This window comes from Desulforamulus reducens MI-1 (assembly GCF_000016165.1).
GTDB classification, from domain to species: domain Bacteria; phylum Bacillota; class Desulfotomaculia; order Desulfotomaculales; family Desulfotomaculaceae; genus Desulfotomaculum; species Desulfotomaculum reducens.
Genome location: NC_009253.1, coordinates 94,105 through 119,262, shown reverse-complemented (window position 1 = coordinate 119,262; position 25,158 = coordinate 94,105). Strand labels below are relative to the sequence as shown.

26 protein-coding genes and 1 riboswitch are annotated in these 25,158 nt (G+C 44.6%); of the genes, 5 read left to right on the top strand and 21 right to left on the bottom strand.

Annotated elements, in window-relative coordinates; all coding sequences use genetic code 11:
• Positions 1-22 precede the first annotated feature (22 nt).
• The 4 genes from mfd to DRED_RS00590 form a co-directional block, all read right to left on the bottom strand.
• Positions 23-3,532, bottom strand: a complete 3,510-nt coding sequence (mfd, locus tag DRED_RS00605; protein WP_011876505.1) for a transcription-repair coupling factor — start codon at positions 3,530-3,532, stop codon at positions 23-25.
• 219 nt (positions 3,533-3,751) lie between these two features.
• Positions 3,752-4,177 carry a hypothetical protein gene (locus DRED_RS00600; RefSeq protein ID WP_011876504.1) on the bottom strand — a complete coding sequence of 142 codons (426 nt, stop codon included), beginning with the start codon at positions 4,175-4,177 and terminating at the stop codon, positions 3,752-3,754.
• Positions 4,178-4,266: 89 nt separating this feature from the next.
• Positions 4,267-4,887, bottom strand: coding sequence for an aminoacyl-tRNA hydrolase (gene pth, locus DRED_RS00595; RefSeq protein ID WP_011876503.1), 621 nt, complete (start codon positions 4,885-4,887; stop codon positions 4,267-4,269).
• A gap of 67 nt (positions 4,888-4,954) precedes the next feature.
• Positions 4,955-5,587 (bottom strand): 50S ribosomal protein L25, encoded by a 633-nt coding sequence (locus DRED_RS00590; RefSeq protein WP_011876502.1) that lies wholly within the window; start codon positions 5,585-5,587, stop codon positions 4,955-4,957.
• A 135-nt stretch (positions 5,588-5,722) separates the two neighbouring features.
• On the opposite strand from DRED_RS00590, the gene DRED_RS00585 reads away from it, so the two are divergent.
• Complete coding sequence (locus tag DRED_RS00585; RefSeq protein WP_011876501.1) at positions 5,723-6,766, top strand: PRC-barrel domain-containing protein; 1,044 nt, start codon at positions 5,723-5,725, stop codon at positions 6,764-6,766.
• Positions 6,767-6,868: 102 nt separating this feature from the next.
• On the opposite strand, the gene DRED_RS18460 is transcribed toward DRED_RS00585, so the two are convergent.
• Positions 6,869-7,036: a hypothetical protein gene (locus DRED_RS18460; RefSeq protein WP_156779550.1), complete on the bottom strand. Its 168-nt coding sequence runs from the start codon at positions 7,034-7,036 to the stop codon at positions 6,869-6,871.
• A 230-nt stretch (positions 7,037-7,266) separates the two neighbouring features.
• Between DRED_RS18460 and ltaE the strand changes: the two genes are divergently transcribed.
• Entirely contained in the window at positions 7,267-8,301 is a 1,035-nt protein-coding gene (gene ltaE, locus DRED_RS00580) for a low-specificity L-threonine aldolase (RefSeq protein WP_011876499.1), read from the top strand.
• Positions 8,302-8,353: 52 nt separating this feature from the next.
• On the opposite strand, the gene DRED_RS00575 is transcribed toward ltaE, so the two are convergent.
• The 4 genes from DRED_RS00575 to DRED_RS00560 all read right to left on the bottom strand — a co-directional run bounded on the left by DRED_RS00575 (position 8,354) and on the right by DRED_RS00560 (position 11,351).
• The gene (locus DRED_RS00575; RefSeq protein ID WP_011876498.1) at positions 8,354-8,773 is read right to left on the bottom strand and encodes a ferritin-like domain-containing protein; all 420 of its coding nucleotides are present in this window, start codon (positions 8,771-8,773) and stop codon (positions 8,354-8,356) included.
• Between the two features lie 213 nt (positions 8,774-8,986).
• A complete protein-coding gene (locus tag DRED_RS00570) occupies positions 8,987-9,730 on the bottom strand; it encodes a UPF0280 family protein (protein ID WP_011876497.1) in 744 nt (247 codons plus the stop codon).
• A complete protein-coding gene (locus DRED_RS00565; protein WP_011876496.1) occupies positions 9,731-10,132 on the bottom strand; it encodes an NIL domain-containing protein in 402 nt (133 codons plus the stop codon).
• 19 nt (positions 10,133-10,151) lie between these two features.
• The gene (locus DRED_RS00560) at positions 10,152-11,351 is read right to left on the bottom strand and encodes a homocysteine biosynthesis protein (RefSeq protein ID WP_011876495.1); all 1,200 of its coding nucleotides are present in this window, start codon (positions 11,349-11,351) and stop codon (positions 10,152-10,154) included.
• A gap of 143 nt (positions 11,352-11,494) precedes the next feature.
• Positions 11,495-11,603, bottom strand: a riboswitch (SAM riboswitch).
• A 167-nt stretch (positions 11,604-11,770) separates the two neighbouring features.
• Between DRED_RS00560 and DRED_RS19450 the strand changes: the two genes are divergently transcribed.
• Complete coding sequence (locus DRED_RS19450) at positions 11,771-11,899, top strand: hypothetical protein (RefSeq protein ID WP_274376900.1); 129 nt, start codon at positions 11,771-11,773, stop codon at positions 11,897-11,899.
• Positions 11,900-11,973: 74 nt separating this feature from the next.
• On the opposite strand, the gene DRED_RS00555 is transcribed toward DRED_RS19450, so the two are convergent.
• The 7 genes from DRED_RS00555 to ispE all read right to left on the bottom strand — a co-directional run bounded on the left by DRED_RS00555 (position 11,974) and on the right by ispE (position 18,526).
• On the bottom strand, positions 11,974-12,924 hold the full coding sequence (locus tag DRED_RS00555; RefSeq protein WP_011876494.1) for a ribose-phosphate diphosphokinase: 951 nt from the start codon (positions 12,922-12,924) through the stop codon (positions 11,974-11,976).
• 22 nt (positions 12,925-12,946) lie between these two features.
• On the bottom strand, positions 12,947-14,317 hold the full coding sequence (gene glmU / locus DRED_RS00550; protein ID WP_011876493.1) for a bifunctional UDP-N-acetylglucosamine diphosphorylase/glucosamine-1-phosphate N-acetyltransferase GlmU: 1,371 nt from the start codon (positions 14,315-14,317) through the stop codon (positions 12,947-12,949).
• Positions 14,318-14,495: 178 nt separating this feature from the next.
• Positions 14,496-14,750, bottom strand: coding sequence for a septation regulator SpoVG (gene spoVG, locus DRED_RS00545; RefSeq protein WP_011876492.1), 255 nt, complete (start codon positions 14,748-14,750; stop codon positions 14,496-14,498).
• 117 nt (positions 14,751-14,867) lie between these two features.
• Positions 14,868-16,085 (bottom strand): threonine ammonia-lyase, encoded by a 1,218-nt coding sequence (gene ilvA / locus DRED_RS00540; RefSeq protein ID WP_011876491.1) that lies wholly within the window; start codon positions 16,083-16,085, stop codon positions 14,868-14,870.
• Positions 16,086-16,126: 41 nt separating this feature from the next.
• The gene (locus DRED_RS00535; RefSeq protein ID WP_011876490.1) at positions 16,127-16,909 is read right to left on the bottom strand and encodes an NTP transferase domain-containing protein; all 783 of its coding nucleotides are present in this window, start codon (positions 16,907-16,909) and stop codon (positions 16,127-16,129) included.
• On the bottom strand, positions 16,902-17,594 hold the full coding sequence (locus tag DRED_RS00530; protein ID WP_011876489.1) for a GntR family transcriptional regulator: 693 nt from the start codon (positions 17,592-17,594) through the stop codon (positions 16,902-16,904). Before DRED_RS00530 ends, DRED_RS00535 begins: the two co-directional genes overlap by 8 nt.
• Before the next feature lie 83 nt (positions 17,595-17,677).
• Positions 17,678-18,526 (bottom strand): 4-(cytidine 5'-diphospho)-2-C-methyl-D-erythritol kinase, encoded by an 849-nt coding sequence (ispE, locus tag DRED_RS00525; RefSeq protein WP_011876488.1) that lies wholly within the window; start codon positions 18,524-18,526, stop codon positions 17,678-17,680.
• 226 nt (positions 18,527-18,752) lie between these two features.
• Between ispE and DRED_RS00520 the strand changes: the two genes are divergently transcribed.
• Both DRED_RS00520 and DRED_RS00515 read left to right on the top strand, forming a co-directional pair.
• Complete coding sequence (locus DRED_RS00520) at positions 18,753-19,331, top strand: L,D-transpeptidase family protein (protein ID WP_011876487.1); 579 nt, start codon at positions 18,753-18,755, stop codon at positions 19,329-19,331.
• Between the two features lie 320 nt (positions 19,332-19,651).
• A complete protein-coding gene (locus DRED_RS00515; protein ID WP_198006944.1) occupies positions 19,652-20,965 on the top strand; it encodes an alanine/glycine:cation symporter family protein in 1,314 nt (437 codons plus the stop codon).
• A 176-nt stretch (positions 20,966-21,141) separates the two neighbouring features.
• Here DRED_RS00515 and DRED_RS00510 read toward each other — a convergent pair whose 3' ends face one another.
• From DRED_RS00510 to DRED_RS00490, 5 genes are all read right to left on the bottom strand, one after another.
• Positions 21,142-21,588 carry a DMT family transporter gene (locus DRED_RS00510; RefSeq protein WP_011876485.1) on the bottom strand — a complete coding sequence of 149 codons (447 nt, stop codon included), beginning with the start codon at positions 21,586-21,588 and terminating at the stop codon, positions 21,142-21,144.
• A gap of 175 nt (positions 21,589-21,763) precedes the next feature.
• A complete protein-coding gene (locus DRED_RS00505; RefSeq protein ID WP_011876484.1) occupies positions 21,764-22,006 on the bottom strand; it encodes a heavy-metal-associated domain-containing protein in 243 nt (80 codons plus the stop codon).
• 127 nt (positions 22,007-22,133) lie between these two features.
• Positions 22,134-23,240 carry a S8 family peptidase gene (locus tag DRED_RS00500; protein ID WP_011876483.1) on the bottom strand — a complete coding sequence of 369 codons (1,107 nt, stop codon included), beginning with the start codon at positions 23,238-23,240 and terminating at the stop codon, positions 22,134-22,136.
• Between the two features lie 30 nt (positions 23,241-23,270).
• Positions 23,271-23,810, bottom strand: coding sequence for a hypothetical protein (locus DRED_RS00495; RefSeq protein WP_011876482.1), 540 nt, complete (start codon positions 23,808-23,810; stop codon positions 23,271-23,273).
• 115 nt (positions 23,811-23,925) lie between these two features.
• A complete protein-coding gene (locus tag DRED_RS00490; protein ID WP_041274353.1) occupies positions 23,926-24,126 on the bottom strand; it encodes a hypothetical protein in 201 nt (66 codons plus the stop codon).
• Positions 24,127-25,158: the final 1,032 nt, after the last annotated feature.

Sequence of the window (25,158 nt, the reverse complement as noted above, 5' to 3'; positions counted from 1 at the left end):
ACGATCAAGATAGGCCGGCAAGTTATTTCAGCCGGCCCATAAAACTCTCCAACTGTTCTAATTTTCTAAGGGAAACATCACCCTTATCCTTAGTTATCAGCTTTATCTCAAAACCTTCGGAGGAGGTATGAAACTTTACATTGTTCTTGTATTTCTCACTGATACTCACCAGTTTCTCACCATCTAAAGGGGCCTCTGGTACAAACAGTATCCGAAAACTCCCCTGGCTGCGGCTAATACTTTTAACCTTCAGTCCACGACCCATGATTTTCAGCTTGGTTACCTGTAACAGGCAACGAACACTTTCGGGTAAGTCGCCGTAACGGTCCACCAGTTCTTCCTCTAGGTCGGATATCTCCACTAAATCCCTCATGGCTGCTAAACGACGGTAAAGTTCGACCTTTTGGTTACCATCCGGCACATAGGTATCCGGCACGTAGGCCTCCACCGGTATTTCCACCGAGGTTTCAACCACCTCTTCAACCTTTTCCCCCCGGGCCTCCTGCACAGCCTCTTCCAGCAGACGGCAATACAAATCAAAACCCACTTCCGCAATATGCCCGTGCTGTTGTGCCCCTAAAATGTTCCCTGCCCCACGAATCTCCAGATCTCGCATGGCAATCTTATAACCAGAGCCAAATTCAGTAAATTCTCGAATGGCAGATAACCTTCGTTCACTAATCTCCGTCAGTACCTTATCCCTTCTAAAGAGGAAATAGGCATAGGCCAAGCGGTTGGTTCTGCCAACCCTCCCCCTTAGTTGATATAGCTGTGAAAGCCCAAAATGATCAGCATCCTTAACAATGAGAGTATTTACATTGGATATATCCAGGCCAGTCTCAACAATGGTGGTACAAACCAAAACATCATATTCTCCATCCATAAACTCGATCATAATTTGTTCCAGTTCATCTTCCTTCATTTGACCGTGAGCCATACCAATCCGGGCTTCGGGCACCAGGTTTTGCAACCACCCAGCCAGTCGATCCAGGTCCATGACCCGATTGTGAACAAAATAAACTTGGCCTCCCCGGTTAAGTTCCCTTTTTATAGCCTCCCGAATTAACACAGGGTCTTCTTCTAAAACATAAGTCTGGACCGGGAAACGTTCCTCAGGTGGTGTCTCCAAAAGGCTAGTGTCCCGCACCCCCACCAAAGACATATGCAAGGTGCGGGGAATGGGTGTGGCAGAAAGGGTTAAAACATCAACATTTTTGCGAATTTGTTTCAGCCGTTCCTTATGGCTTACTCCAAAACGTTGTTCTTCGTCTACAACCAGGAGGCCCAGGTCCTTAAATACAATATCATTTTGTACCAATCGATGGGTACCCACAACAATATCCACCTCACCGGTGGCAAGCCCCGCCAATACCTGACGCTGTTCTTTAGCTGTACGGAAACGGGATAACATTTCTATGCGAATGGGGTAATTGGCAAAGCGTTCCCGAAAGGTGTTGTAGTGCTGCTGGGCTAAAATGGTGGTGGGAACCAGTACTGCCACCTGTTTGTTATCCATCACTGCCTTAAAGGCTGCCCTTAGGGCTACCTCCGTTTTTCCGTATCCTACGTCCCCACAGAGAAGACGATCCATGGGTCTTACTTTTTCCATGTCCTGTTTTACTTCACCAATGGCCCGTAGTTGGTCCGGTGTTTCTTCATAGGGAAACAACGCCTCAAACTCTGCCTGCCAGGGCATATCTTTGGAAAAAGCATGACCTCTGACAGTCTGGCGGGAAGCGTAGAGAGCCAGGAGTTCATCGGCCATATCTTTTACCGCTTCCCGGACCTTTGCCTTGGCCTTGGACCATTCAGTGCCTCCCAGACGGGATAGTTTGGGGTGATCGGATTCGGCCCCAAGGTATTTCTGCAGCATACCCACTTGATCTGTTGGCACATAGAGTTTATCTTCACCAGCGTATTGAAGCTGCAGGTAATCCTTTTGCAACGCTCCAATATCAAGGGTAATAACCCCCAGGTAACGCCCAATACCATGGTTTACGTGAACAACATAATCCCCCGCCTTCAAATCTGCCAGGGGTTCCATCTTAGCATCAGGACGCGATCTTTGTTTCCGGGCTTTCTTCCGCTGGCCAAATATTTCTGCATCTGTAATAACCACGAGACGGGCAGAAATTAGTTCAAAACCATTGGCCATTTGACCCACAGTTATAACGACATTTCCTTCTCGCACTTCCTGATCCAACTGTTTAACCCGGAAAGCATCTATTTTGCTATCCTTTAGTGTTTTTAGTAAATTGGCTGCCCTTTCTTCAGAAGAAACCAGTAGTGTAATGGCATAGCCCCTGCGGCGCCAATGTCGAATTTCATCAGCCAAAACCTCAGCATGTCCCAAGAAGCTGTGCATAGCCTTGGCTGGAAAATTCACAACGTTTTGTGGTCTCAGGTATTGCGGGTTTCTGGGCAAAAAGGAACAGAAAATGGTCTGCTGGCGTTCTATGGAGGCCAACAGTTGCCGCCACTCCAGATAACTGCTAAAATAACCGGGCAAAACCTTACCCTTGCCTAACAAATCCGTATATGTTTCGTTTCTCTCTTTTAGAATGGTTTCTGCCACTTCTTTAAAACGTATGGGGTCATCTACCAACAACAGAGGGGCTGCAGTGAAATAATCTAAAAGCGTAATCGGTTCCGGATAGAAGTAATACAAAAGTTGTTCCATCCCATCAAAGGGTACTCTACGCCGAATTTGTTCCAACAACATGGCCCCCTGGGAAGAGAGCTGATGCACTGCATCCACCGAACCGGAACGCTGTAATTTCTTAAGTTGATTTTTAAACTCTAAACTATAATTTTCTTCACACCGCTGCCACCCTGCGGGCGTTACTACCAACTCTCTGCAAGGAGAAATGTTGATCTCCTTTAATTTATCTAAACTACGTTGATTATCAACCTCGAAGTGACGAATGGAGTCCACTTCGTCATCAAAAAATTCAATCCGTACAGGCAAGGCTTCCGACATGGGGTAAATGTCTAAAATTCCACCTCGGCTGGAAAATTGTCCTCTTCCCTCCACCAGGTCTACCCTTGTGTAGCCTAATTCAACCAGCTCAAACCGCAATTTTTCCAGGTCTACCTGTTGTCCCAGAGACAGTTTTACCTTCGCACAACGAAAAACCTCTGGTGGAGTTAATCTTCTCAGGAGAGCATCCACAGAAGTAACCACCACCGTGGGTTTCCCTGTGGAAAGTTTCTCCAACACCCGTAGTCGTTGGGCAAGAACTTCATTACTATGGGCCAATACTTGATAAGGCAAAAGTTGCCATACCGGGAAGGGCTGCACAGAAACCTCTGGTAATAGGGTGGCTAAATCATCCGCCAGGGTGCCCGCTTCGGTCTCTCCCGGCGTCACAATAAGAACAGATTGCCAGCCATGGGCCAGCCCTGCAAATAAATAGCTCCGCTGGGAACCAGATAGACCAAAGACCATTTGTTGCCTAAAGCCCTTTTCTAATCCTTGAAGCAAGTGTTGATATTCAGTTGTGGATTCTAGTGGCCGTAATAATCCTTTCATTTCTTCTCCTGACTATGGCCCCGAGGGCCTTTGATGTTTTACTTACGGGTAACCTTTGAATTGGTCTAATGTATTGTATGTCCAGATAACTAATGAAAGTAGAGCAAATAGTTTCAGCCTGGATGGAGTTGAGGGAGGTATTGCTCCCCCTATCCACCAGGCAAATGATTCTCTGTTTTCTTTACGTTGGCCAATTATATACTGCTTAGATTCTCCTCGTCAAGTTACATCAGTGCGTTTACTATAATAATTAACAGCCCCGTTCCAACTGGCATGTGCCAGATAAGAACTAAGCAATGCAAACAACAAATTGCTTGTGGTATAAATTTTAACGGTCAGTAACCCCAACATACCATGGACAATTAAGGACGTACATCCTGCTAAGATTCCCTTTACGCTCCGTCTCTTAATCTCAACCAGAGCTTCAATGAGACCAAAGCCCAGATGGGTCCAAACAAGAGGAGTATTCAGTACAACAGCCCACAGGGTCTTAGACATTTCTTCCACCAGCGGTGTAAAATAGGTAACCCCACGATTACCAAAAAAGTTCCTTCCCCAGCCATTGGCTACCCAGGATGTGCCGGCAGCCAGCATTGTGGCTGCCAGGGCAACTGTGTAAATGGTGGAAGGGTCGCTATTGATCATGGTAAACCTCTCTGTTGCTTTTCCCCCCTTCGACCACAAAGCAGGAATTTTTATTTCCGTAGTCGACAGCATTGTTATATTTATTACTTTTATTTATTCTCTAATAGTTGGTCCGTTGCTGCTTCTGGTTGTTCTTTTTCCTTTTTCTTTTTATTTTTTTGATTAAATTTATTCATGGCGGCCTGGGTTCCTTCTAAAACCCAAACTTTCACAGCTTCCACAGCGGTCTGAATGGCCGGGTTAATTAATTCTGCCTCCGCCTCACTGATCTTGCCCAACACATGATCCACAGCACCATGTTCCGGTCGACCAATACCAACCCTCATGCGAGGAAATTGCTGGGTTCCTAAAAGTTCAATAATGTTTTTTAGTCCCCTTTGTCCTCCGGCACTGCCGTTCTTACGAATGCGCAACACTCCAGGCGGTAAATCCATATCATCGGTAATAACAAACAATTCATCCGGAGATAGTTTGTACCAATTCATTAAAGCCACAACGGACTGCCCACTTAAATTCATATAGGTTTGTGGTTTTGCCAAAATAACTTTTTCCGACCCAATAGTAATCTGACAGATCTGGGCTTTGTGCTGATTCTTTTCTGTACTTACCCTAGATTCATCTGCCAATCGATCAATAACCATAAACCCTATATTATGCCTGGTTTTTGCATACTCCGTACCAGGGTTCCCCAGGCCCACAATCAACTTCATCAACAAATTCCTCCTTTACCGAAGGTATTTTACCCCAGGCAAAGGTTTGAAAGCAATAGTTACTGTGTTACTCTTTTTCAATGGTTTTTGCCTTAGCTTCCTCCGCAGGTTCTGGCGGTACCTCTGGCTGACCTGCTGGTTCAGGCGCCTTAATGGTTGCTAAGCCAACAACAGTCGTATGGGGGTGATCTAAAATCTTAACACCTGGCGGTAAATTTAAATCACTTACAGATAGGGTATCACCAATCTCAAGCCCACTGATATCCACTTGAATAGCCTCCGGAATTCGATTGGGAAGGCACTCTATTTCTGCACTGCGCAGGTCATGTTGAATAACGCCTCCCATTGCTACGCCCTTTGGGGTCCCTACTAATTGAACAGGAATAACAGTCCGTATTTTCGTATTTTCCGATACCTGTTGAAAATCCACATGTCGTATATTTTGATGCATGGGATCCATTTGTAGACTCTTAACCATGACGGTCTGTTTGCTACCATTTATGTTCATATTAATCAGTGTGTTCCGCCCTGTTACAGAACCTAAAATATTCTTTAAATCTTTAGCATCCACAGAAATAGCCATGGAACCCACATGTTTACCATAAACCACCCCTGGAATACCCCCGTTATTTCTAATTTCTTTTACAATGGATTTTGTAGCCGTTTTCCTTAAATTAGCATTTAAAGCTGTATCTGCCATAAAACTTACCTCCTAAGCTTATAGAAGAAATTCTTCTCACTGTTTCTATTATTGCCTATTATTGGTCATATCAAACAATGGAATGGCATAAAGATGATGATAAAGAATTTGTATGTAAAAAAGGGGGGCCTTAGTATGCGCAAGAGCAAAAAATTTATCGGCATACCTGTCATTAGTCTTGCCGAAGGCCAGCAAATGGGAACAGTCAAGGGGTTAGTGGTGGATCCAGTTCAGCAAAATGTAGCCGCCCTGCTAATAGACCAAAAAGGTTGGTTTAATGGCCAAAAATTTGTCCCCTATAATAAAGTGCGCAGTGTAGGGACTGACGCCATCACCATTGATCAGGGAGCGGTTGTTGAAAAGGGTACCAGCCTACCGGATATTTTGAAACTTTACAAAGATAAAGTTCATATCATTGGTTGTAAAGTAATTGTAGAAAATGGTTCCCAGCTAGGCGAAGTAGTTGATTTCTTTGTTGACGAAGTTTCGGGGCAACTGGTTGGGTTGGAGATTAGCGGCAATTTCTTAAATAGCTTATTAAAGGGCAGGTCCTTCCTGGAAATTACCTTTGTTAAGACCATTGGCAAAGAACTGGTGGTAACATCCTCCGATGCTATGGATAACCTAGTTAAAATTGATGGAGGGTTGCAGGAAACTGTTAAGCAATTAAAAGAAAGTACAAATCAAATTTGGGAAACTACGGTACAAAAAACCAAGGAGATCGGTACCATAACCAAAGAATTAAGCAGTAAAACTGTGGAGGATATAGAAACTAAAACAAAGGATCTGGGAGAAAGCATTCGGGATAAGGTGAAAAGAAAAGTAAATGAAGAAACCGTAGAAGACGAAGTTAAAGTCCAAGATTTACCACCCGGTGCCTTGAAGCAAGAGGGTGTAGCCCTCACTCGGGAAGAACCAGTCCAGGATGAAGTACTTGTTGAAGAACTGCCGCCGGGTGCCCTGCCCCGTCAGGAGGAAGAGTTACTTACCCGTTTGGAACAGCTTCAAGATTCTGTTCAAATCCATGATTTACCACCCGGAGCATTGCCCCGTGAAGAGGAAACAGAATCAGTGTTGGATGAATCAAAAGTAGACATCACTAAAAGTCAAGAAATCTTTTCAGAAGTTCCCGAATCACCTGTCCACCCTGATAAGGAAAACCCGGAAAAAAGAATCTAGCTAGAGTAAAAAACAGAGAAAAGGTGCCTGATGTTCGGTGAAAAACCGAAACTCAGTCACCTTTCATAACAACAACATTTGTGATCATCTTCACTATACCACCTATTTAAATGGGTATTTTTCCAGAATAATTTCTAGAACTGGCTTCTGTTTAGGTGATTTTTTAACTTCATTAATTCTCTCCAGCATGTAATTCGGGTTTTCCATCCTTCTAGCCATAACATCCTTGGTCATCGGGTAGGTACTCGGCGTTCTTTGAGTAAACATCATGCTTAATTCCCCCTTTTTTCTTGTCTTACCAGTACTATATCCTATTTTGTGATTTTTTGCACTATCCTTTCCCTTATTCACAATAGCAAGTTAATACTGAACTTTCCGTCCTTTATAAGGAATTTTTAACTTAGATATGGAAAGTTACTAAAAGATCCCTCCCTGGCAGAAAATAATTCAATCTATAGTATAATAAGTTTAAGAACTATTTTTATATACTGCCTAAGGAGATGATTACCATTCGAGTGGTAGATTTACGCAGTGACACCATCACTTTGCCCACTGACGAAATGAGAAAGGCCATGGCTACCGCGGTGGTTGGTGACGATGTATACAAAGAAGACCCTACGGTAAACCAGTTGGAAGAAACTGCCGCTTCTTTGCTTGGAAAAGAAGCAGCTCTTTTTGTTCCTTCTGGAACCATGGGTAACCAAATAGCAGTTTTAACCCATACTGCCCGGGGTGAAGAGGTCCTTCTGGACAGCGAAGCCCATATTTATTACTACGAAGTGGGCGGTCCTGCCATGCTGGCCGGGGTGCAATTAAGACCGGTCAGTGATTTATTAACAGACCATGGCCCGGAAATTTTAAAGGGTTCCTTGCGGGGAGAAGATCTCCATTTTCCTCATACGTCATTAATTTGTTTAGAAAATACCTTTAATCGTGGTGGCGGCACCATCCTCTCTCCACACACCATGGGGAGGATTTACTCAATTGCCCAGGAACATAACCTAAAGGTCCACGTGGACGGTGCCCGTATTTTTAATGCAGCCGTATCCCTCGGGGTAGATGTTCGGACTTTTAGTCAGCATTGTGATTCCCTCATGTTCTGTCTTTCAAAGGGCTTGGCTGCACCAGTGGGTTCTTTGCTGGTTGGTACACGGCAGTTTATCGAACGAGCAAGAAAATATCGCAAGGCTCTGGGGGGCGGCATGCGTCAAGCCGGTATTCTGGCTGCCGCTGGTTTAGTTGCTTTGCAGAATGTGGACAGGCTTGCAGAAGATCATGCCAACGCCCGGCGGTTGGCCGAAGGTCTGGCTAAATTACCGGGACTAGGTGTTGATTTGGCTAAAGTACAAACCAATATCATCGTTGTAAATGTAAATCAGCCGCGCTCTGCAGCAGATTTAACCATGGCACTAAATAATAAAGGGATTAAATGTTCCACCTTTGGTCCCTCCACCATCCGCATGGTTACTCATATAAATGTTTCTAAAGAGGATATAGACTATGCCTTAGGCATTGCTAAATATCTCTTGCAATAATAAAAAGGGCCGGTTTCCTTCCCCGGGAAAACCTGCCCTTTTTATTATCTTTTTAAAACTGGTCCATCATCTGGGTCACTGCTTGGCCGTGGTGGCCTTCTTCCCTGGCCATCCTCTCAAAGATAAATTTCTTTTCTGGTTGCCCTTTAAAGATATCTGCCATTTGGCTGTACATTTTCGCAGCAGCATCTTCCCGTTGTATGGCAATAGTAAGAACTTCCTTCGGTGTCATCTCTGGTTTTAGTTCCCCGGCTTCCTCAAACCCATCAAAATAAACTTCGTCATTAATGGGTTCGCCGGACTTTAACCACAGTAGATACTCCAGATGGTCCTTCTCATCCTGGGCTAATTTTTCTAACACTTTTTTGGTCTCTGAGTTCTGGGCTTTAACTGCCATGTCCTTGTAAAAATGGTAACTACTTTCTTCAGATTTAATCGCTACATCTAAGACATCATTCATGGTTAAATGCATTTTATTTCCCCCTTTAGATCTATCTAAACCCATTGTAATCATACAGGGGGAGATTTACCATGACAGAATTATTGCAATTTTATTGCATTATAATTAACCATTATTGGACCTTCATACTATAGGCTGAAAATTGCATAAGGTTTTCCCCCATTATACAACAAAATGTTCGCATCTCTAAATATTGTTTTTAGGAAACCTTTGCTATTCTATAGCCTAGCCCATGGGTACCAACTTGATTTGCCCCCAGGCCGCCAGCTTTTCCCCCTTAATGGCCACTGCACCAATTACCCCCTTAACACTGGCAGCAAAATCCACCGCCCTTTGAACATCCATTTCACTTTGCACAAGATTTCCCCCAGCCGTGGCCACCGCATCAGCCAGGGGAACAGAGGGAGCTAACACAATAACCGCATCAGAATTTCCAAAGCTTAGGGAATGACCCACCGTGCCCGACGAAGTACAAATACCCACCGGAGTTTGCCAGGGTTGAATTTCCATGGCTATTTTATGACTAAAGGGAGACGTCCCGGCAAAAATACCCACCCTTCGTGGCCGGGAACCTTTAATAAATATATCGCCCCCATTTTCCACAATTACATCCCGCGAACGCCGACTCAATGCCTTTCCTATTACTTGGGAAAATGCACCTGCCACGGCGGCCATTGGACCCACACCCGCCAACTTAGCAGCCTCCGCCATATTAACCACTATATCCGGTGCTCCTGGTAAGATCCCACAGGGTTCCAGCGTGGTTTTAAAGACAGGGTCCTTCTGAATGTATTCCTCCAAAAGTGACCTCTGTTCCTTTATTGAATCTTCCACCCAACTTACCATCTCAGGTGTAAAACACTTACGTCGCACACCAATATCCAGATCTGTTTCCTCCACACTGACTTGAAAATGGATAAGATCCCCTTGATGGTGCAAAGCACGATAGGTGCGCTGGGTATAATCCATTTAAATTCGTACCTCCATGGCCCCAACCGGGCAAACCTTTAAGCACTGTAGGCAAACCACACACTTATCACTATCGAACTGCACTTCCATGGAAGGCCGTTCCATAGCTAGCGCTCCTGCCGGGCAGTGCCCGGTGCAGGCCCCACAACTTGTGCAACGGTCATTATTCCGAACGACTTCCTGGGTCAGGGGGTGTACCGAAATACCCTGGTTTCGAAGATACTCAATACCCTCTTCATATTTTTCTCCCCGCAGGTCTAAAACCAATGTCCCTTCCAAATGAGGGTTGATCTGTGCTTTAAGAATATTGACTACCAAATCATAATCCTTCACTAAATGATAAATAATGGGTTGATCTGAAGTGGATGATGTAAAACGTAATACGATTTTATGAGGCGCCATACCCGAACACTCCTTTCCGTTATTTAATCTCTAGGGGCTTTCCGGTGAGTCCTGCCATGGGTCCTGGCAGTAGCTGTACGGGTTCACCTAACAAGAAGTCTCCCTTTTCTATCCAATTCTTTAATTGTCCAGCAATTTCCCGAGCCTTAGGATAACTGGATAGGGGTGCTGTGGGAATTTCCTTTCCATCCAAAATAATTTTCCCGGATTTCAGTTGAGCATAACTGACTACGCCCAGATTACCTCCAACTCGATTGGGATAAGCATCACTGTAGTCCACCACAGGAGCGTGCAATTCCTCATCGGACAGTGCCGCAAACCTTAATATCTCTTCATTCAGTATTGGAATCGGTACACCTAAGCCAACGGTTAGGGTGGCCCCATAGCCCTGGAAACGAGTGCCCCTTAACCACTGGGGTTTCATCTGCTTAAGGTCACCCAAAACGGAAAGGGTGCCACCTGCTGAACCAACAACATTGCCTTCTTGGTCCTTTAACCAACCTGGGAAATGCTGGGTTCCATTCCAAACCACATAACCAATTCCCCCACCCAGGAAAATCCGTGTTCCTATGCCAATGGTGGCAAAGTTAGGATCCTTCATTAGTGGACTTAACTGCCCAGAGGTAGAATAGTTTGCATTGCCAAACCTGGGCTTTAAGGTCCCCATATAGGTATGAATGACTCGATCGCTGGCATTAACAGCGCAGTTATAGTTTTGGTATGCATTACGGGGATTAAATAAAGTGGCCTCATTTAAATCATTTAGGGTAATGTTTGTTTCTATTTCCCGTCGGGGATAACAATCGGTACCATAGGAAAGGGCCTTCAATTTTACTGTTTTACCTGCTACTAAATCCTCAATAACATGCCCTCCACCATAGCGAAACTCCCCGGGGTGATTACTGTTGGCCGGGTCATCCTCGGGAACTTCTGTGGCCCCTATATAAGCATCCACAGCGGCAATCCCGGTATAAGCGGGTACATTATTAAGGGATACCTTTGTCATTCTCATCCGAGGAGAAGAGTGTCCAAAGTTTAGAAAGGCACCCGAAGAGCACATGGGCCCAAAGGTCCCTGTGGTAACCACATCTACCTCCGCAGCGGTTTTGGTAAGCCCCTGCTCCTTTACCTTGCCAATTACTTCCTCTGCAGTTAATACCACTGCTTTGCCGGCCTTAATGCGGGCATTAATTTCCGCATAGGTTCTCTCAACTGACATCGCAAATCCTCCTTCTGTGCTCTCTCCTCCACTTAGAAAAACTTAGCTTTATGCATATCAAAAGCTGTGACTTTCGGATATACATAAAAAACAAAGCCTCTTCTCAACAGAAGAGGCTTTGCCGTTACACGGTTTTAGCTTACCTCTTATCTGCCAGAAGAATATCTTCTGCAGGAATTAGCACCAGTCCGGGCTTAACCGAATGGTTGCTGGGTTTCATAGGGCCAGTCCCTCCACCTCTCAGGATAAGAGCACTTATTAAATTATATAAATCTGTTTTTTGGTTAATGTAAGTTTAGCAACGGGAACCTTCGTTGTCAATTTATTTTTTGTGGCTTTTTCATAATAAATTCTTGGGTAGCCTTGTATAACTACAATCCATTGATCTAAAAATATGTTATAACGGGGGTGAATGGCTTATGGATTACCAGGAAGAATCCCGTCCAGACATACTGCAAACAGGGGTAAGCGGCTGGTCTGACTACCCAGATGAGTCCGCAGGGGAAAGTCGCATTGGCCTATATGAAAACTGGCCCTGCCATGGCTAACTGCTGCATAGCAGTTCAAAAATTAAAAAAATGCGACATGAGAACGCTTCTCCTCTCTGTCGCATTTTTGATTTTTAGGAAAATAGCTTGCTTACGGAGAGATCTTCATGGATACGAATAATTGCTTCACCCAGCAAGGGTGCTACGGATAATACCTTAATTTTATCAATCATTTTTTCAGCGGGCAGCGGAATGGTATTGGTAATGATCACTTCTTTAATCACTGATTCCTCTAAACGCTGGATGGCAGGACCAGAAAGTACTGCATGGGTACAACAAACGTAAATTTCCTTAGCCCCTCGATCCATGAGGGCCGCAGCGCCTTTGGTGATGGTTCCTGCAGTATCAATAATATCGTCAATCATAATAACAGTTTTTCCCTTAATATTACCAATTACATTGGTAACTTCAGCAACATTGGGTTCCGGGCGACGCTTGTCGATAATGGCTAAAGGAGACCCAATCCGCTCTGCTAGATCCCTTGCCCGAGTAACCCCTCCAATATCTGGTGAAACAACCACTACATTTTCTTTGTTTAAGGTTTGTTGGAAGTATTCCGCTAGGATCGGCACCGCAGGCAGGTGATCCACAGGGATGTCAAAAAATCCCTGAATTTGACCGGCATGGAGATCCATGGTGATGACCCTGCGGCAACCACTGGCGGATATTATGTTGGCAACCAGCTTTGCGGTAATAGGATCCCGGGCCCGGGTTTTACGATCCTGCCGTGCATAACCATAGTAAGGAATTACTGCTGTAATACGACGGGCAGAGGCCCGTCTCAGGGCATCGGCCATGATCAGCAATTCCATTAAATTTTCATTCACCGGTGTAGAGGTCGGTTGAATAATAAATGCATCGGAACCCCGTACACTTTCGTCCACCTTAACCCGGATCTCTCCGTCACTAAAGTGTGTTACTTGGGAGGAACCCATGGTAACGCCAAGGTACTGGCATATTTCCTGAGCCAATTCTGGGTTGGCATTGCCTGAAAAAATTTTTAATCTTTTGCTGTTGGAAGACATCACTTACCTCCAAATATATAATTTAACTATTCTTTCTCTGTTTCTTTGGCCAATCAGCCAGATTTGTTTGGCGCCCCCGGGCCACTCCCAGGGCATTGTCTGGTACATCTTTGGTGATGGTTGAACCCGCAGCTATGACAGCCCCCTGACCCACTTTAACCGGTGCCACCAGGTTGGTATTACTACCTATGAATGCCCCATCTTCCAGAGTTGTTTGATATTTCTTCTTCCCATCATAGTTGCAGGTAATAGTACCAGCCCCTACATTAACTTTTTCTCCTATGGTTGCATCTCCCACATAACTTAGATGAGGGATTTTACTCCCATGACCGATGGTTGACTTTTTAATTTCCACAAAGTCCCCCACTTTAACATGATCAGCCAGCACTGTACCCGGTCTTAAATAAGCATAGGGTCCAATGGTAGCATCGTTGCCAATTTTACTTTCCACCAGCACCGAATACTGAATCTCGTTCCGATCTCCAATGATACAATTGTTGATTTTGCTGCCCGGACCAAGAACACACTGGCTACCAATTTCTGTCTTGCCCTGCAAAAAGGTAAAGGGAAGTATAACTGTATCGTTGCCAACCTTTACTCCCTGGTCCACATAGGTATTCTCTGGATCCATAATGGTTACACCTTGAACCATGAGCTCTTCAAGAACTCTATGCCGCAATACAACTTCTGCCCGAGATAATTGAATGCGGTCATTAATACCCTGGACCTCCCGGGCATCTTCCAATGTTACCGCCTTAACAGTAAGTCCCCTTTGGACGAAAATTTGTATAATATCTGTCAGGTAATATTCCCCCTGGACATTGGCCGGGGATATTTCCTTTAAAGCGTTGAATAAACCGGGTACTTTAAAGCAGTATACCCCTGTGTTAATCTCATGCACGTTTAATTCTTCCGGTGATGCATCCTTCTGTTCTACAATGTGAGATACATTTCCTTCCGTAGTACGAATGACCCTACCATATCCGGTGGGATCTGCCATCTCAGCGGTTAATAAGGTTGCCACAGCCCCGGATTCGCAATGGTAATCGGCTAGCTTGGCTAGCGTTTCTGCTCTTAAAAGTGGTGTATCCCCACAAACCACCAGTAAATGACCAGGATAATCCGTCAATTCACCCTCAGCCTGCAGTAAAGCATGGGCTGTTCCCAACTGCTCCCTTTGCAGCACGACCCTTGCTTTCTCACCTACAAAATCGGTAACCTGTTCAGCACCAAATCCCGCCACAACCACAGTCTTGTCTACGCCGGCTGCTACTACGGAATTTAGAACATGACTCAGCATAGGTCTACCACATAATTGATGTAATACTTTGGGCAGATTTGATTTCATCCTGGTTCCTTTGCCAGCTGCCAAGATTACCGCAGCAAGTTCCATCCCGCGCCCTCCTTTTTCCTCTTTCTATATGATATCCTTAAACAGTAACTTTTTTTCTACCAACCGTAATTTTTCCACAAAAAAACACAATATCCTTTTATTAATGACAAAAACAAAATACAAAGAAGATTTTGAAAATAAAAAGGGAGCTTACGCTCCCTTGTATATTCAATAAAAACTAAATAACTTCTTGATATGCCTGTAATACAGCGTTTTGAATAATTTCTCTGGCAGATGAATTAATCGGATGAGCAATATCCCTAAACTCGCCGTCCGGGGTTTTTCTACTTGGCATAGCCACAAACAAGCCATTTTGGCCTTCAACCACTTTCACATCATGGATAACGAAGGCATCGTCTAGGGTTACTGAGACGATTGCCTTCATTTTCCCCTCCATAAGTACTTTCCGTACCCGTACATCGGTCACATGCAAGATTTTTCACCACCTTCCGCTGCAGCAAATTCTGTTGGGCTACTAAATTCTGCAGCGAAAGTGAAATTCCTGCTTAATTCACAACTTTCTTTTAATATTTTTGGACGTTTTTTAATATTATCTCAATATATCTAACTCATACCCCATTTTACCCAATGATTCGACAATTTGCGCTATGTGCTCTGCATTTCTTGTCTCCAAAGATATTTCAACCTCTGCTTGTTTAAGGGGTACGTTGGGCTTGATACGATCGTGTACAATTGATATTACATTGGCACCGGATTGAGCAAGGTTAGACAGCAGTTTTTGCAAAGATCCCGGTCTATCCGTCAGGATAGTCTTAAATCTTAAATAACGCCCGGCCTTTATCAGACCTCTTTCAATAATCATTGACATAACATTTACATCAATATTGCCTCCACTAAGGATCACTGCAACCTTTTTACCAGATAGATCACATTTTTTATGAAGCAATGCAGCAATGCCCACTGCGCCTGCACCCTCTACCATTAGTTTAGAACTTTCCAGCAGCATTAAGATGGCCCGGGCAATCTCTTCATCATCAACGGTAACAATTTGATCAACGTATCTACGAACCATCTCAAAGGTAAGATCCCCTGGTCGACGTACAGCGATACCGTCTGCAATGGTTTGCGCAGATTTTAATTCCTGCACTTTACCAATTTTCCAGGCCTCCAGCATAGAAGGGGCATCCGCAGCCTGCACACCAATAATCTGTACCCCAGGTCTTTGTTCTTTGATGGCACAGGCCACTCCGGCAATTAATCCACCTCCACCAATGGGTACAACAACGGCATCTAAATCGGGGAGCTCTTCCAGTATTTCCAGACCAATGGTTCCCTGTCCTGCAATGACCAGAGGGTCATCAAAGGCATGTACAAAAACAGCGCCCTTTTCCTGCTGAACTTCTTGAGCCTTCCGAAAGGCATCGTCGTACCCCTGCCCCGAAAGAACTACTTCAGCGCCATAGGCTTTGGTTCTCTCAACCTTTGTAATGGGTGCCCCTTCGGGCATAACTATTGTAGCCGGAATACCCGCTTGGCTGGATGCAAAGGCAACACCCTGGGCATGATTGCCTGCTGAAGCTGCCACCACACCCCTAGCTGCCTCCTTTGCTAGGGCTGCTACTTTGTTATAGGCACCCCGTAGTTTAAAAGAGCCAGTCTTTTGCAAATTCTCCAGCTTTAAAAAAACGTTTGCTCCTGTCATCTTGCTAAAGGCTTCTGAGGGTTCTAAGGGTGTAAATCTGCTAACTCCCTTGAGTCGCTCCCTAGCCTCTAAAATATTTTGCAAAGTTACTATGCTCTTGTCCATATCCATTGCTCCTTATAATCTAAAATTATGATTACTTCTTTTCATTGACTTCGACACAGTTCATCCTTTATTACTTTATATTTATCATGCCCCAAAAATTGGCGTACCATTTCTAAATCAGAAGGTTTATCGATATCCATTCCTACCTCGGGGTAGGGACAGATAATTGCTTTCCCTTCAATCCCTAGCAAATGGGACGCTTTTTCCTGCACCTCCTGTAATGACAAAACACGCAACAAAAATTTAATAAAAAGCAGCAACCCCACTCGCCGTGCCAGAGCTACGGGTTTCTTGCGCAAATCCACTAACTCCTGACCCACCTTAAGACATTGTTCAACAACCCAGGGGTTGACTAGAAAAAGGTTCCCCCCAGTAAAAACGCCTTCTTTAAAGGGTATATAAGTTCGTTTTGCCCCAGGAAATTCCTTTTCAATTGCATCTTTGGAAATTAAAGGAAAATAGAAATCTGCCTTTACTTCCCTGCATAGGGCCAGAAAGCCAGAAACACCCTCAGCATTCAATAGGGGGATATCTGAGGATGCCACTAAATAGTGTCCTTGCATCAATGCATTACCCCGTTGAATGTTCTCCATTATATTTTCCCCAGACTGCAACCAATAAATTTCAGGAGGTATAACTTTCTTTACTTCAGTTGGCCCTACCACAACAATTTTATCCACTTCCCTGCACTGTTTTAAGGCATCAACAACATACATAAGCATGGGAGATGGACCTATCTTGATCAAGGCCTCACAGGATTCTTGGCTTACATTTCTTAGTGGTCCGTTATTCTTACTGCCGGCTAAAACCAGCGCATCAACCATTTTCCTTTTGTGCCCCCTTGAGGGAATTTAGCATAATATTTTCAGCACTATAGATGTGTTCCCTGGCCAATGTTTGTGCTAACTCCACATTGCGATCAGCAATGGCATCTACAATCTGACGGTGCTCCTCAATGGCATCTTTACTCCTGCCCGGTTGGGATAGAGAAACGGTTCTTACCCGTTGGATGACTTCTCTCAAGTGAGTAATAATACTCAGTAACCTCTCATTGCGACTGGCCTTGTACAACAATTCATGAAAATCCGTATCGGTTTCTACAATCTTATTGATGTCCTGGGTACTGGTTTGTTCGGAGTAAGCCAGTAATGATCTTTCTAATTGGTCAATTTCTTTGTCTGTTGCCCGCTCCGCAGCCAATCCAGCTGCCAGGGCTTCCAGGGCTGCCCGGACTTCAAAAACATCGGTTACATCTTTGAGAGAAATACCCGCCACATAGGCTCCTTTGCGAGGTATCATCACCACAAAGCCTTCCAATTCCAACTTACGGATGGCTTCCCGAACCGGCGTCCGGCTAACCCCCATTTCCTCAGCCAATTGAATTTCCATTAATCTCTCGCCTGGTTCCAACTTGCCGGAAATAATCGCTTCACGTAAGGTCTCAAAAACAATTTCCCTTAATGGCTTATAGGCATCTAACTTAATTGGAGCTAACTTAGGTTCACTCATCTCTCCTGCCCCCTAGTATATAAAATTTTATTTATAAATTTCACAAATCCCTATACTATTTACTATTTTTATGTTAATAAAAATCAAACCATCCATGCGGCCAATACATGACAGCCTGCTTGGGGTAGCCCAGATATCAGCTCTGCGGCTTTCTCTCTGTTTTCTGTTAAACCAAAAACAGTGGGCCCACTGCCGGACATTAATACACCTGTGCAGCCAATCTGTCGTAGGATTTCCTTTATTTGCTCAAGTTTGGGATGCATTCTTAGGGTTACACTTTCTAAAACATTTGCTAACTCCCGGGCCACTTGACCAAGGTCCCTTTCTTTGAGCGCCTTTACCATGGCCTCAGTATTCGGCCTTTTCCCTAAATGCTCCAGCCTCAGTCCCTGGTACACTTCCGCTGTACTAACGCCAAAGGAAGGTTTTACTAAGATAATCCCAAAGGGTGGCGCCGGCTCTAAGGTCGTAAGCTTTTCTCCAATCCCTCGGGCAATGGCGGTTCCCCCTGCCAGACAAAAGGGTACGTCTGCGCCTAGTTGTGTAGCCAACTGTCTAAGCTGTTCCTGGCTTAGTCCCAGTCCCCATAACGCATTAAGTCCTTTGAGTGTTGCAGCTGCATCGGTAGACCCACCTGCCAAGCCCGCAGCCACTGGTATGTTTTTTTGTAGATGTATTTTTGCCCCAGCACCCGTACCTGCCACTTGTTGCAGTAGGCGGGCTGCCTTTAAGACCAGATTATCTTCTTCAGCCGTTACAGAAATGCCCGAAACGGTGAGGCTAATCTCTTTACTTTGTTCCTCTATTTCTAGAACATCATGCAAGCTAATGCTCTGCATGATCATTTCCACTTCGTGATACCCATCGGGACGCCGGTCTAGGACATCCAGTGTCAAATTGATTTTGCCATGTGCCTTAAGCCTGATTCCCATGCATGATCTCCCCCCTAAAGCCGTTATACTCTGATATTCCCCAGACGAACTGGAAAAACCTTCTTTTTTGGCTTTCTTTTAAGGTTTAGGAGCTTTCCTCTCTAGTAAGTATCAATTTACTTAGTATTATTTGCGCTGTTTGGATAAAAAATACTGCCCCTTGAAATATCCCAAAGCCTTAAAACTTCATAACATAAAGTATTAGACCATGAAGGGAGGCGATCCTATGACTGAAAGGATGATGTATCGGGCGGGTATTGAATTATTAATTGATCCCCAATCTAGACAAATAAATGTATATATTGGTAAACAACTGTCAAAATCCTACCCGGTTGGTGTAGGTAAGGCCACAACCCCTACCCCTGCGGGAAACTATCAGGTGGTTAACAAAGTAACCCATCCAGGTGGAATACTGGGCACCCGCTGGTTAGGCTTAAATATTCCCGGTGGTAATTATGGAATACATGGTACCAGTAACCCCTCTTCCATTGGAAAATTAGTTTCTGCCGGATGTATCCGTATGTACAACGAAAATGTTGAAGAACTTTTCCCTATGATTCCCGTTGGAACGCCAGTTGAGATAAAGGCGGTGCCTGGCTATAATCAAAAGGGGTCCATTGTCACTTCATCTCCTGGCAGTGGTCCACCACTGGACCATTCCTCCTATTTGGTTCAACCCGGTGATAGCCTTTGGAAAATAGCCAAGAAGTATCAAATTTCCTTGGAAGAACTCCTAGCAGTAAACAACATCGGTGACCCCCATATGTTAGAAGTTGGTCAAATTATTAATCTGCCAAATCTTTAAGGCAATTATGGTAATAGAAGAAAGTTTGTTTTGCCCTTATGCTTATGAGCATTTTATCTAAATATTTAAAGGGACCGAATACGGTGTACGTTATCGGTCCCTTTTTTGTTCTAATTAACAACCAGTTGCCCAAAAAGTGTCTATTACCTAAACATTAATAGCAAAAAACATCTTTTGATTTTTTTGAATTTTGCAGGAAATCGGCACTTTCCAAAAGAATATATATTTCTGTAATATATATTCCTATAAAGGTAGGTGGACTTATTGTGGATTTTGCAACCTTAGTAAGTGACATCAATGGTTTTGTCTGGGGTCCCTATATGCTAGCTTTACTTGTTGGTACCGGCATATTTCTGACCCTACGGCTGGGTTTTCTTCAAGTAAGAACCCTGCCCTACGCCCTTAAACTGGCCTTTTCTCCCAACAAACAGGACCATAAGTCCGAAGGAGACATTTCCCACTTCCATGCTTTGATGACGGCTCTGGCCGCCACCATTGGTACCGGTAATATTGCCGGTGTTGCTACCGCCGTATTTACCGGAGGTCCTGGGGCTGTTTTCTGGATGTGGGTAACCGCTTTCTTTGGTATGGCAACTAAGTACTCCGAGGCCATACTGGCAGTTAAATACCGTATTGTTGACGAAAAGGGTGAAATGGCCGGGGGTCCCATGTATTATATTGAACGGGGCTTGAAAATGAAATGGCTGGGTTGGCTATTTGCCTTCTTTGGCGCCTTTGCTTCCTTTGGTATCGGCAATATGACCCAAACGAACTCTGTGGCCCTTGCTATGAATGGTACCTTTGGTGTCAGTCCGATTATTACGGGTATTATCTTAGCAATTTTAACCGGTGCTGTTATCCTAGGAGGTATCCAAAGCATCGGTCGTGTTACAGGTCTGGTGGTTCCCTTTATGGCTATTTTCTACGTACTTGGCGGGCTGGCTATTATTGCAATGAACTTAGATAAATTAGTTCCTGCAGTTTCCTTAATATTGAATGACGCCTTCAGCGGTCAGGCTGTGGCTGGTGGTGCACTGGGTACCGTCATCCGCTACGGAGTAGCCCGTGGGGTCTTCTCCAATGAAGCCGGTTTAGGTTCTGCTCCCATTGCCGCTGCTGCCGCTAAAACAGACCACCCTGGACGTCAGGCCCTGGTATCCATGACGGGTACCTTCCTGGATACCATTATTGTCTGTTCCATCACAGGTATTGTATTAACAATGTCTGGCCTCTACTCAGGTGAAGTATCCGGTGCAGAGTTAACCATTGCTGCCTTTGACTCCTTCCTCCCCGGTATGGGTAAATACATTGTTAGTATCGGTCTTATCTTCTTTGCCTACTCCACGGTATTGGGCTGGTCCTATTACGGTGAAAAATGTTTCCAATACATTTTTAGCCGTAAAGCTGTTAAATATTATCGTTATGCCTTTGTAGTTGCGGCCTTTGTCGGCTGCACCTTGGAATTAGACTTGGTTTGGAACATTGCCGATACTTTAAACGGTGCCATGGCCATTCCCAACCTAATTGGTTTACTGGGTCTTTCCGGTGTAATAGCTGCTGAAACTAAGGACTTTATGGCCCTTCGGGCGCGCGAATTAGAAGCTGAACGGTTCGGTAAAGACCTAGGTGCCTAACTATATGGGGCTGACTGAAAAGTTTTACCCAGCTTTTGCATAACATGACGCAAAGAAAACTAGCCGACGGTGGTCTTAGTTGCCCTTGTGCATATTACGTTCCCGTAAACTAAATAAGAACTCCCGTACCACTTTAATAATGCTACGGGAGTTCTTTGCTTCCTGATTATGCAATATTATTTTTTCAATAATAGAAAAGCACCACCCGCCATTAAAAAAGTACCTGCCACTTGGTACCAGCTAAAGGGAATTTGTTCAAAGCCAAAGAGCCCCAGATGATCAATGGCCGCTGCGGTAAGAACCTGACCCACTATGATCGCTGTGGTGGCCGGGGCAACACCAACAACAGGCATACTGCGAGCAACCATATAAATGATTACAACACTTAACAGGCCCCCTAAATAGGTGTACCAGGGAGCACTTACCCATTTATCCAGATCACAGGCTCCCAAACGACAAACAAAAACCAGTATTCCCACCACTACGGTTCCAACAGCATGAACGATAAAGGTTGTTTCCCAAAGCCCCACTACCTTTCCCAGGGCAGAATTCATTGTCCCTTGCAGAGCCATAGTAAGTCCTGAGATTGCTGCAATAATCAATGCCAGAAGCTTTGCGTCCATTCAAACCTCCGTTACAGAAAACTTGGGATTACGCCATACCCTATAGGGCACGAGAGCCTTTAGGCGACTGCATAAGCCTTAGTTGCCCTTATGCAAGTCGGAAAGTTTTATGCTTTTTGACTTGCTAAAAAAAGCAGGCTAGGCCTGCTTTTTTCTATTTCAGTTCATAAATTTATTACGCCAAAATATTATGCCCAAGGGATTTAAGTGTTCCGCGTAAGTAGTCGGTATGGATGGCCCCTGGATCAAAATCTACAGTTACGCTTCCATCCTCCAAATTTACCTTTACGTTATCAACCCCGTCAATTTGAGATAAATAAGTCTCTATCTCCTGTTTATCATGTTGGCTTCCCTGTAAGCCTCCAATTTTAAAGGTTTTACTAATGTTCTGGTGGTCCTGAATATTTGGCCCGGTCAATATACTTTCACCTCCTGATTAACTTATTCCTATTTTTTGCTGTAAGCCGGGCCTTTATACCAATAATCAACCCCCGCCAGAGATTTGATTTCCCGACCGGGGGCCGAAGCTCTAGTTTTTGCACTTTTTATGCCCCCGGGTAAGATTTTAACGAAACATCAACCCTTACAACACCAGCTCCGGTTAATTGACCGTCCTTTTCCTTAATTTTCATTGCCCCGGCCATTAAACGTCTGGCAATCATATGAATATCTTCATAAGGGTATTTTGCTCTCAATAGAGCTGCAGCACCGGCAGTGTGTGCTGCTGCCATGGAACTACCACTTAACCGCACATAGGTGCCCCAGCGATAGGTTGATAAAATATTACTGCCCGGGGCCAATAAATCCACCTCTGATCCACTGCTGCTGAAATCAGCTAAATTTCCCTTTGTATCCAGTGCGGCAACACTGAGAGTCTCCTTAAAAACCGCAGGGTAGTCAACCGTACCCGGGCCACCATCATTGCCAGCTGCCGCAACAATTAATAGGCCTCGACTGCAGGCTACCCGAACAGCCTCCTCCAATGCTCGACTATATTTGTCGGTGCCAAAGCTCATATTGGCAATGTGAATGTTCTTTTGTAGACACCAATTAATGGCATTGATTGCATTAAGTATAGTTCCGTCACCCCATTGATCCAGTACCTTTAAGGCATAGATCTCTGCCTCAGGAGCCACGCCAAGAACTCCCTTTCCAATGTCAGCTGCGGCTATGATGCCTGCCACATGGGTGCCGTGACCATTATCATCATGATAGGATGCTTCAGGGGCTATAAAGTTCTTGCCTCCCCGAAGGTTATTCCTTAGATTGGCATGATTGTTGTCAATGCCACTGTCAATGACTGCAATCCTAACCCCCTGCCCCCGGGTCTCTGACCAACACACATCGGACCCGATATAATGAACCCCCCAGGGAATAATTTGCTCTGAAAATGGTTTAAACTTTATAGGTGCCCAAGGTACCAAACTAATCTTACAATTTTCTTCTACCGCCACCACTCCACCAGTGGAAAGAATCTCCTGGTCTGTAATCTTCGGCGACAGAGTACAGATCACACCGTTTACATTTGGTAAGGCACGGACATTCTGTGCTCCCATCCAATTAATCAAACCCATATGGGGCGGGGTCAAGTCACCACGGTGGAGCTGATCCTTAAATAATATGATTCTTACACGGGTATTTCTACCGCCCATAGCCTCATCCCCTCATACCACCTTACGCCCCTATTCTTCTTTTTTTTCGTCGGGTTTGGCCTGCCTATTGGATTGACTATTCTCTACCGATTCAGTACCAAGCAATCCCTGCAGAATACCTCCTAACGGTGCTAAAACACTGGCTAAATCCACTTGTTCTTTGGAAGATCGAGTAGTATTTTGGCGTTCTGGCACTTTTACGGTAGCCACAATTGAGTCAAACATCACCCCCAGGCTGCCAGCAACAATGTCCATTACTTTGCCTGTGACTTTAACACCTTTTATGACCTTTCTTAGGGTGTCCTCCACAGGTACCTCTCTTTTGGAAACGGTTTCCTGGCCCGATAAACTTTCAACCACTTCGTTTAATCTGTTAACTTGATCAATTAACTGGTGTTCTGCTTGCCGCTGTAACTCAACTCTAGAAAGAACATCGACCAGTTTATCCATGTTTCCCAGCACACCGGAAACCTGGTCCAGTTCACTGCTCCTCTGGAAATGAATGCTTTCCATTCTGGAGACCAGCTGCTCTAGGTTACTAGCGAGCCGGTTGCTGGATTTTTCTTCCACGGTGATCAACTCCTTTATTAACTCCCCTTAACAGTAATTATCCTGGGTGAAAAAGGGCTACACGAGGGTGTAGCCCCTTCCCTCATAAAGGATACAAAACTTTTGTTTTGATCGATTAGCACCAGCAAAAGCAGCAGCAGAAGATAGCCAGCGCCAGGAACAGGTAGAGACCGAGCAGATGGTAAGGCAGAATGCCGCAAAATACGAGGGCGATGCCAATAATGAATAGAGCAAGCAGCAAGCAGCAGCAAAGTCCTAGATTTCCACCGTAACCTCCAGTTACTTTTTCCTTAATACCGTCTAATACGTTGGACATCCAATATTCCTCCTTATGATTCAAATCTTTGAACGATATCCCGGGACCGTTCTTACATTAAATTATGAGAAAGGGCGACGTTGTGTTACATTGTTTAAAGACAAATTTTGCATGGTTAGAAAGACTGGCTTCTTAATTCCCTGCTGGATGTGCACGGGGCAAAGACTTTTAGTCGTTAGCACAAGCTTACTTTGCCCTATGCACTGAAATGTTTTATAACGCACAAAAGGGTAGGCCCTGGGGCATACCCTTCCAAACTGCTTGAAAGTAGTCAAAGGGATTTCGTTATCTATAGCGAGTGACTTTCGAAGCAGTGAAAACAGCAATTAATAAAGTTAAGGCGCTAAAAAGATGTGCGACGACAAGGATACCCTCCTCGTATAATAGTAATAGATTCACTGGACAAACCTAATTTCCATAAATGGAATAAGGTGGAGTCCATGTATGAGAACCGGTTCTCGATAACGGGTATCGAGACCAGCTAAAATGATAACCAATTCCACACTGGGTGCAATAATGGTACCAGTCAGTCGCGCGGCTATTGTTTATGTGGATAAGGTCATTGTCTAAACTGAGTCTAAGTACCCTAAATATGGTGGTGATGTTTAGAAAACATACAAGATTATCCACAGTCAATCCCTGATCAGGGAGAGTAGATACTAATAACTACAGCTCCATAATTTAAGATATTGTGATTCTTAATGCCGGCCCCCTGGAGATTTCTTTTGAGGTTTCCTGACCGGGTCGGTTTTCTATTGCCTTTTTTACACTTCCAATTATTGTCTGGCAGTTCAGACCTCCCCATGGGACAATGGGATTAACAGGTTGTTCTCGGGATATTTCTTTCCCTCCTTGCGGACCTTTTGGTACTGCTTAATAAGCCTGCTACCCATGATCCATCATCGATGATCTAACCGCTGGTTGCACCTCTTTCCATGAAGGGGGAGTAGCACCCCGAATTGTCTTCATGTTAATGATGAGTGCTGATGACGAGGCAGCTTTCGATGGTTCCCATGGGCACCCAGGTCTGAG

Bases quoted from the DNA above. Each gene is read 5' to 3' on its own strand.
- mfd (WP_011876505.1), bottom strand. From the start codon at position 3,532: ATGAAAGGATTATTACGGCCACTAGAATCCACAACTGAATATCAACAC.
- DRED_RS00600 (WP_011876504.1), bottom strand. From the start codon at position 4,177: ATGATCAATAGCGACCCTTCCACCATTTACACAGTTGCCCTGGCAGCC.
- pth (WP_011876503.1), bottom strand. From the start codon at position 4,887: ATGAAGTTGATTGTGGGCCTGGGGAACCCTGGTACGGAGTATGCAAAA.
- DRED_RS00590 (WP_011876502.1), bottom strand. From the start codon at position 5,587: ATGGCAGATACAGCTTTAAATGCTAATTTAAGGAAAACGGCTACAAAA.
- DRED_RS00585 (WP_011876501.1), top strand. From the start codon at position 5,723: ATGCGCAAGAGCAAAAAATTTATCGGCATACCTGTCATTAGTCTTGCC.
- DRED_RS18460 (WP_156779550.1), bottom strand. From the start codon at position 7,036: ATGATGTTTACTCAAAGAACGCCGAGTACCTACCCGATGACCAAGGAT.
- ltaE (WP_011876499.1), top strand. From the start codon at position 7,267: ATGATTACCATTCGAGTGGTAGATTTACGCAGTGACACCATCACTTTG.
- DRED_RS00575 (WP_011876498.1), bottom strand. From the start codon at position 8,773: ATGCATTTAACCATGAATGATGTCTTAGATGTAGCGATTAAATCTGAA.
- DRED_RS00570 (WP_011876497.1), bottom strand. From the start codon at position 9,730: ATGGATTATACCCAGCGCACCTATCGTGCTTTGCACCATCAAGGGGAT.
- DRED_RS00565 (WP_011876496.1), bottom strand. From the start codon at position 10,132: ATGGCGCCTCATAAAATCGTATTACGTTTTACATCATCCACTTCAGAT.
- DRED_RS00560 (WP_011876495.1), bottom strand. From the start codon at position 11,351: ATGTCAGTTGAGAGAACCTATGCGGAAATTAATGCCCGCATTAAGGCC.
- DRED_RS19450 (WP_274376900.1), top strand. From the start codon at position 11,771: ATGGATTACCAGGAAGAATCCCGTCCAGACATACTGCAAACAGGGGTA.
- DRED_RS00555 (WP_011876494.1), bottom strand. From the start codon at position 12,924: ATGTCTTCCAACAGCAAAAGATTAAAAATTTTTTCAGGCAATGCCAAC.
- glmU (WP_011876493.1), bottom strand. From the start codon at position 14,317: ATGGAACTTGCTGCGGTAATCTTGGCAGCTGGCAAAGGAACCAGGATG.
- ilvA (WP_011876491.1), bottom strand. From the start codon at position 16,085: ATGGACAAGAGCATAGTAACTTTGCAAAATATTTTAGAGGCTAGGGAG.
- DRED_RS00535 (WP_011876490.1), bottom strand. From the start codon at position 16,909: ATGGTTGATGCGCTGGTTTTAGCCGGCAGTAAGAATAACGGACCACTA.
- DRED_RS00530 (WP_011876489.1), bottom strand. From the start codon at position 17,594: ATGAGTGAACCTAAGTTAGCTCCAATTAAGTTAGATGCCTATAAGCCA.
- ispE (WP_011876488.1), bottom strand. From the start codon at position 18,526: ATGGGAATCAGGCTTAAGGCACATGGCAAAATCAATTTGACACTGGAT.
- DRED_RS00520 (WP_011876487.1), top strand. From the start codon at position 18,753: ATGACTGAAAGGATGATGTATCGGGCGGGTATTGAATTATTAATTGAT.
- DRED_RS00515 (WP_198006944.1), top strand. From the start codon at position 19,652: ATGCTAGCTTTACTTGTTGGTACCGGCATATTTCTGACCCTACGGCTG.
- DRED_RS00510 (WP_011876485.1), bottom strand. From the start codon at position 21,588: ATGGACGCAAAGCTTCTGGCATTGATTATTGCAGCAATCTCAGGACTT.
- DRED_RS00500 (WP_011876483.1), bottom strand. From the start codon at position 23,240: ATGGGCGGTAGAAATACCCGTGTAAGAATCATATTATTTAAGGATCAG.
- DRED_RS00490 (WP_041274353.1), bottom strand. From the start codon at position 24,126: ATGTCCAACGTATTAGACGGTATTAAGGAAAAAGTAACTGGAGGTTAC.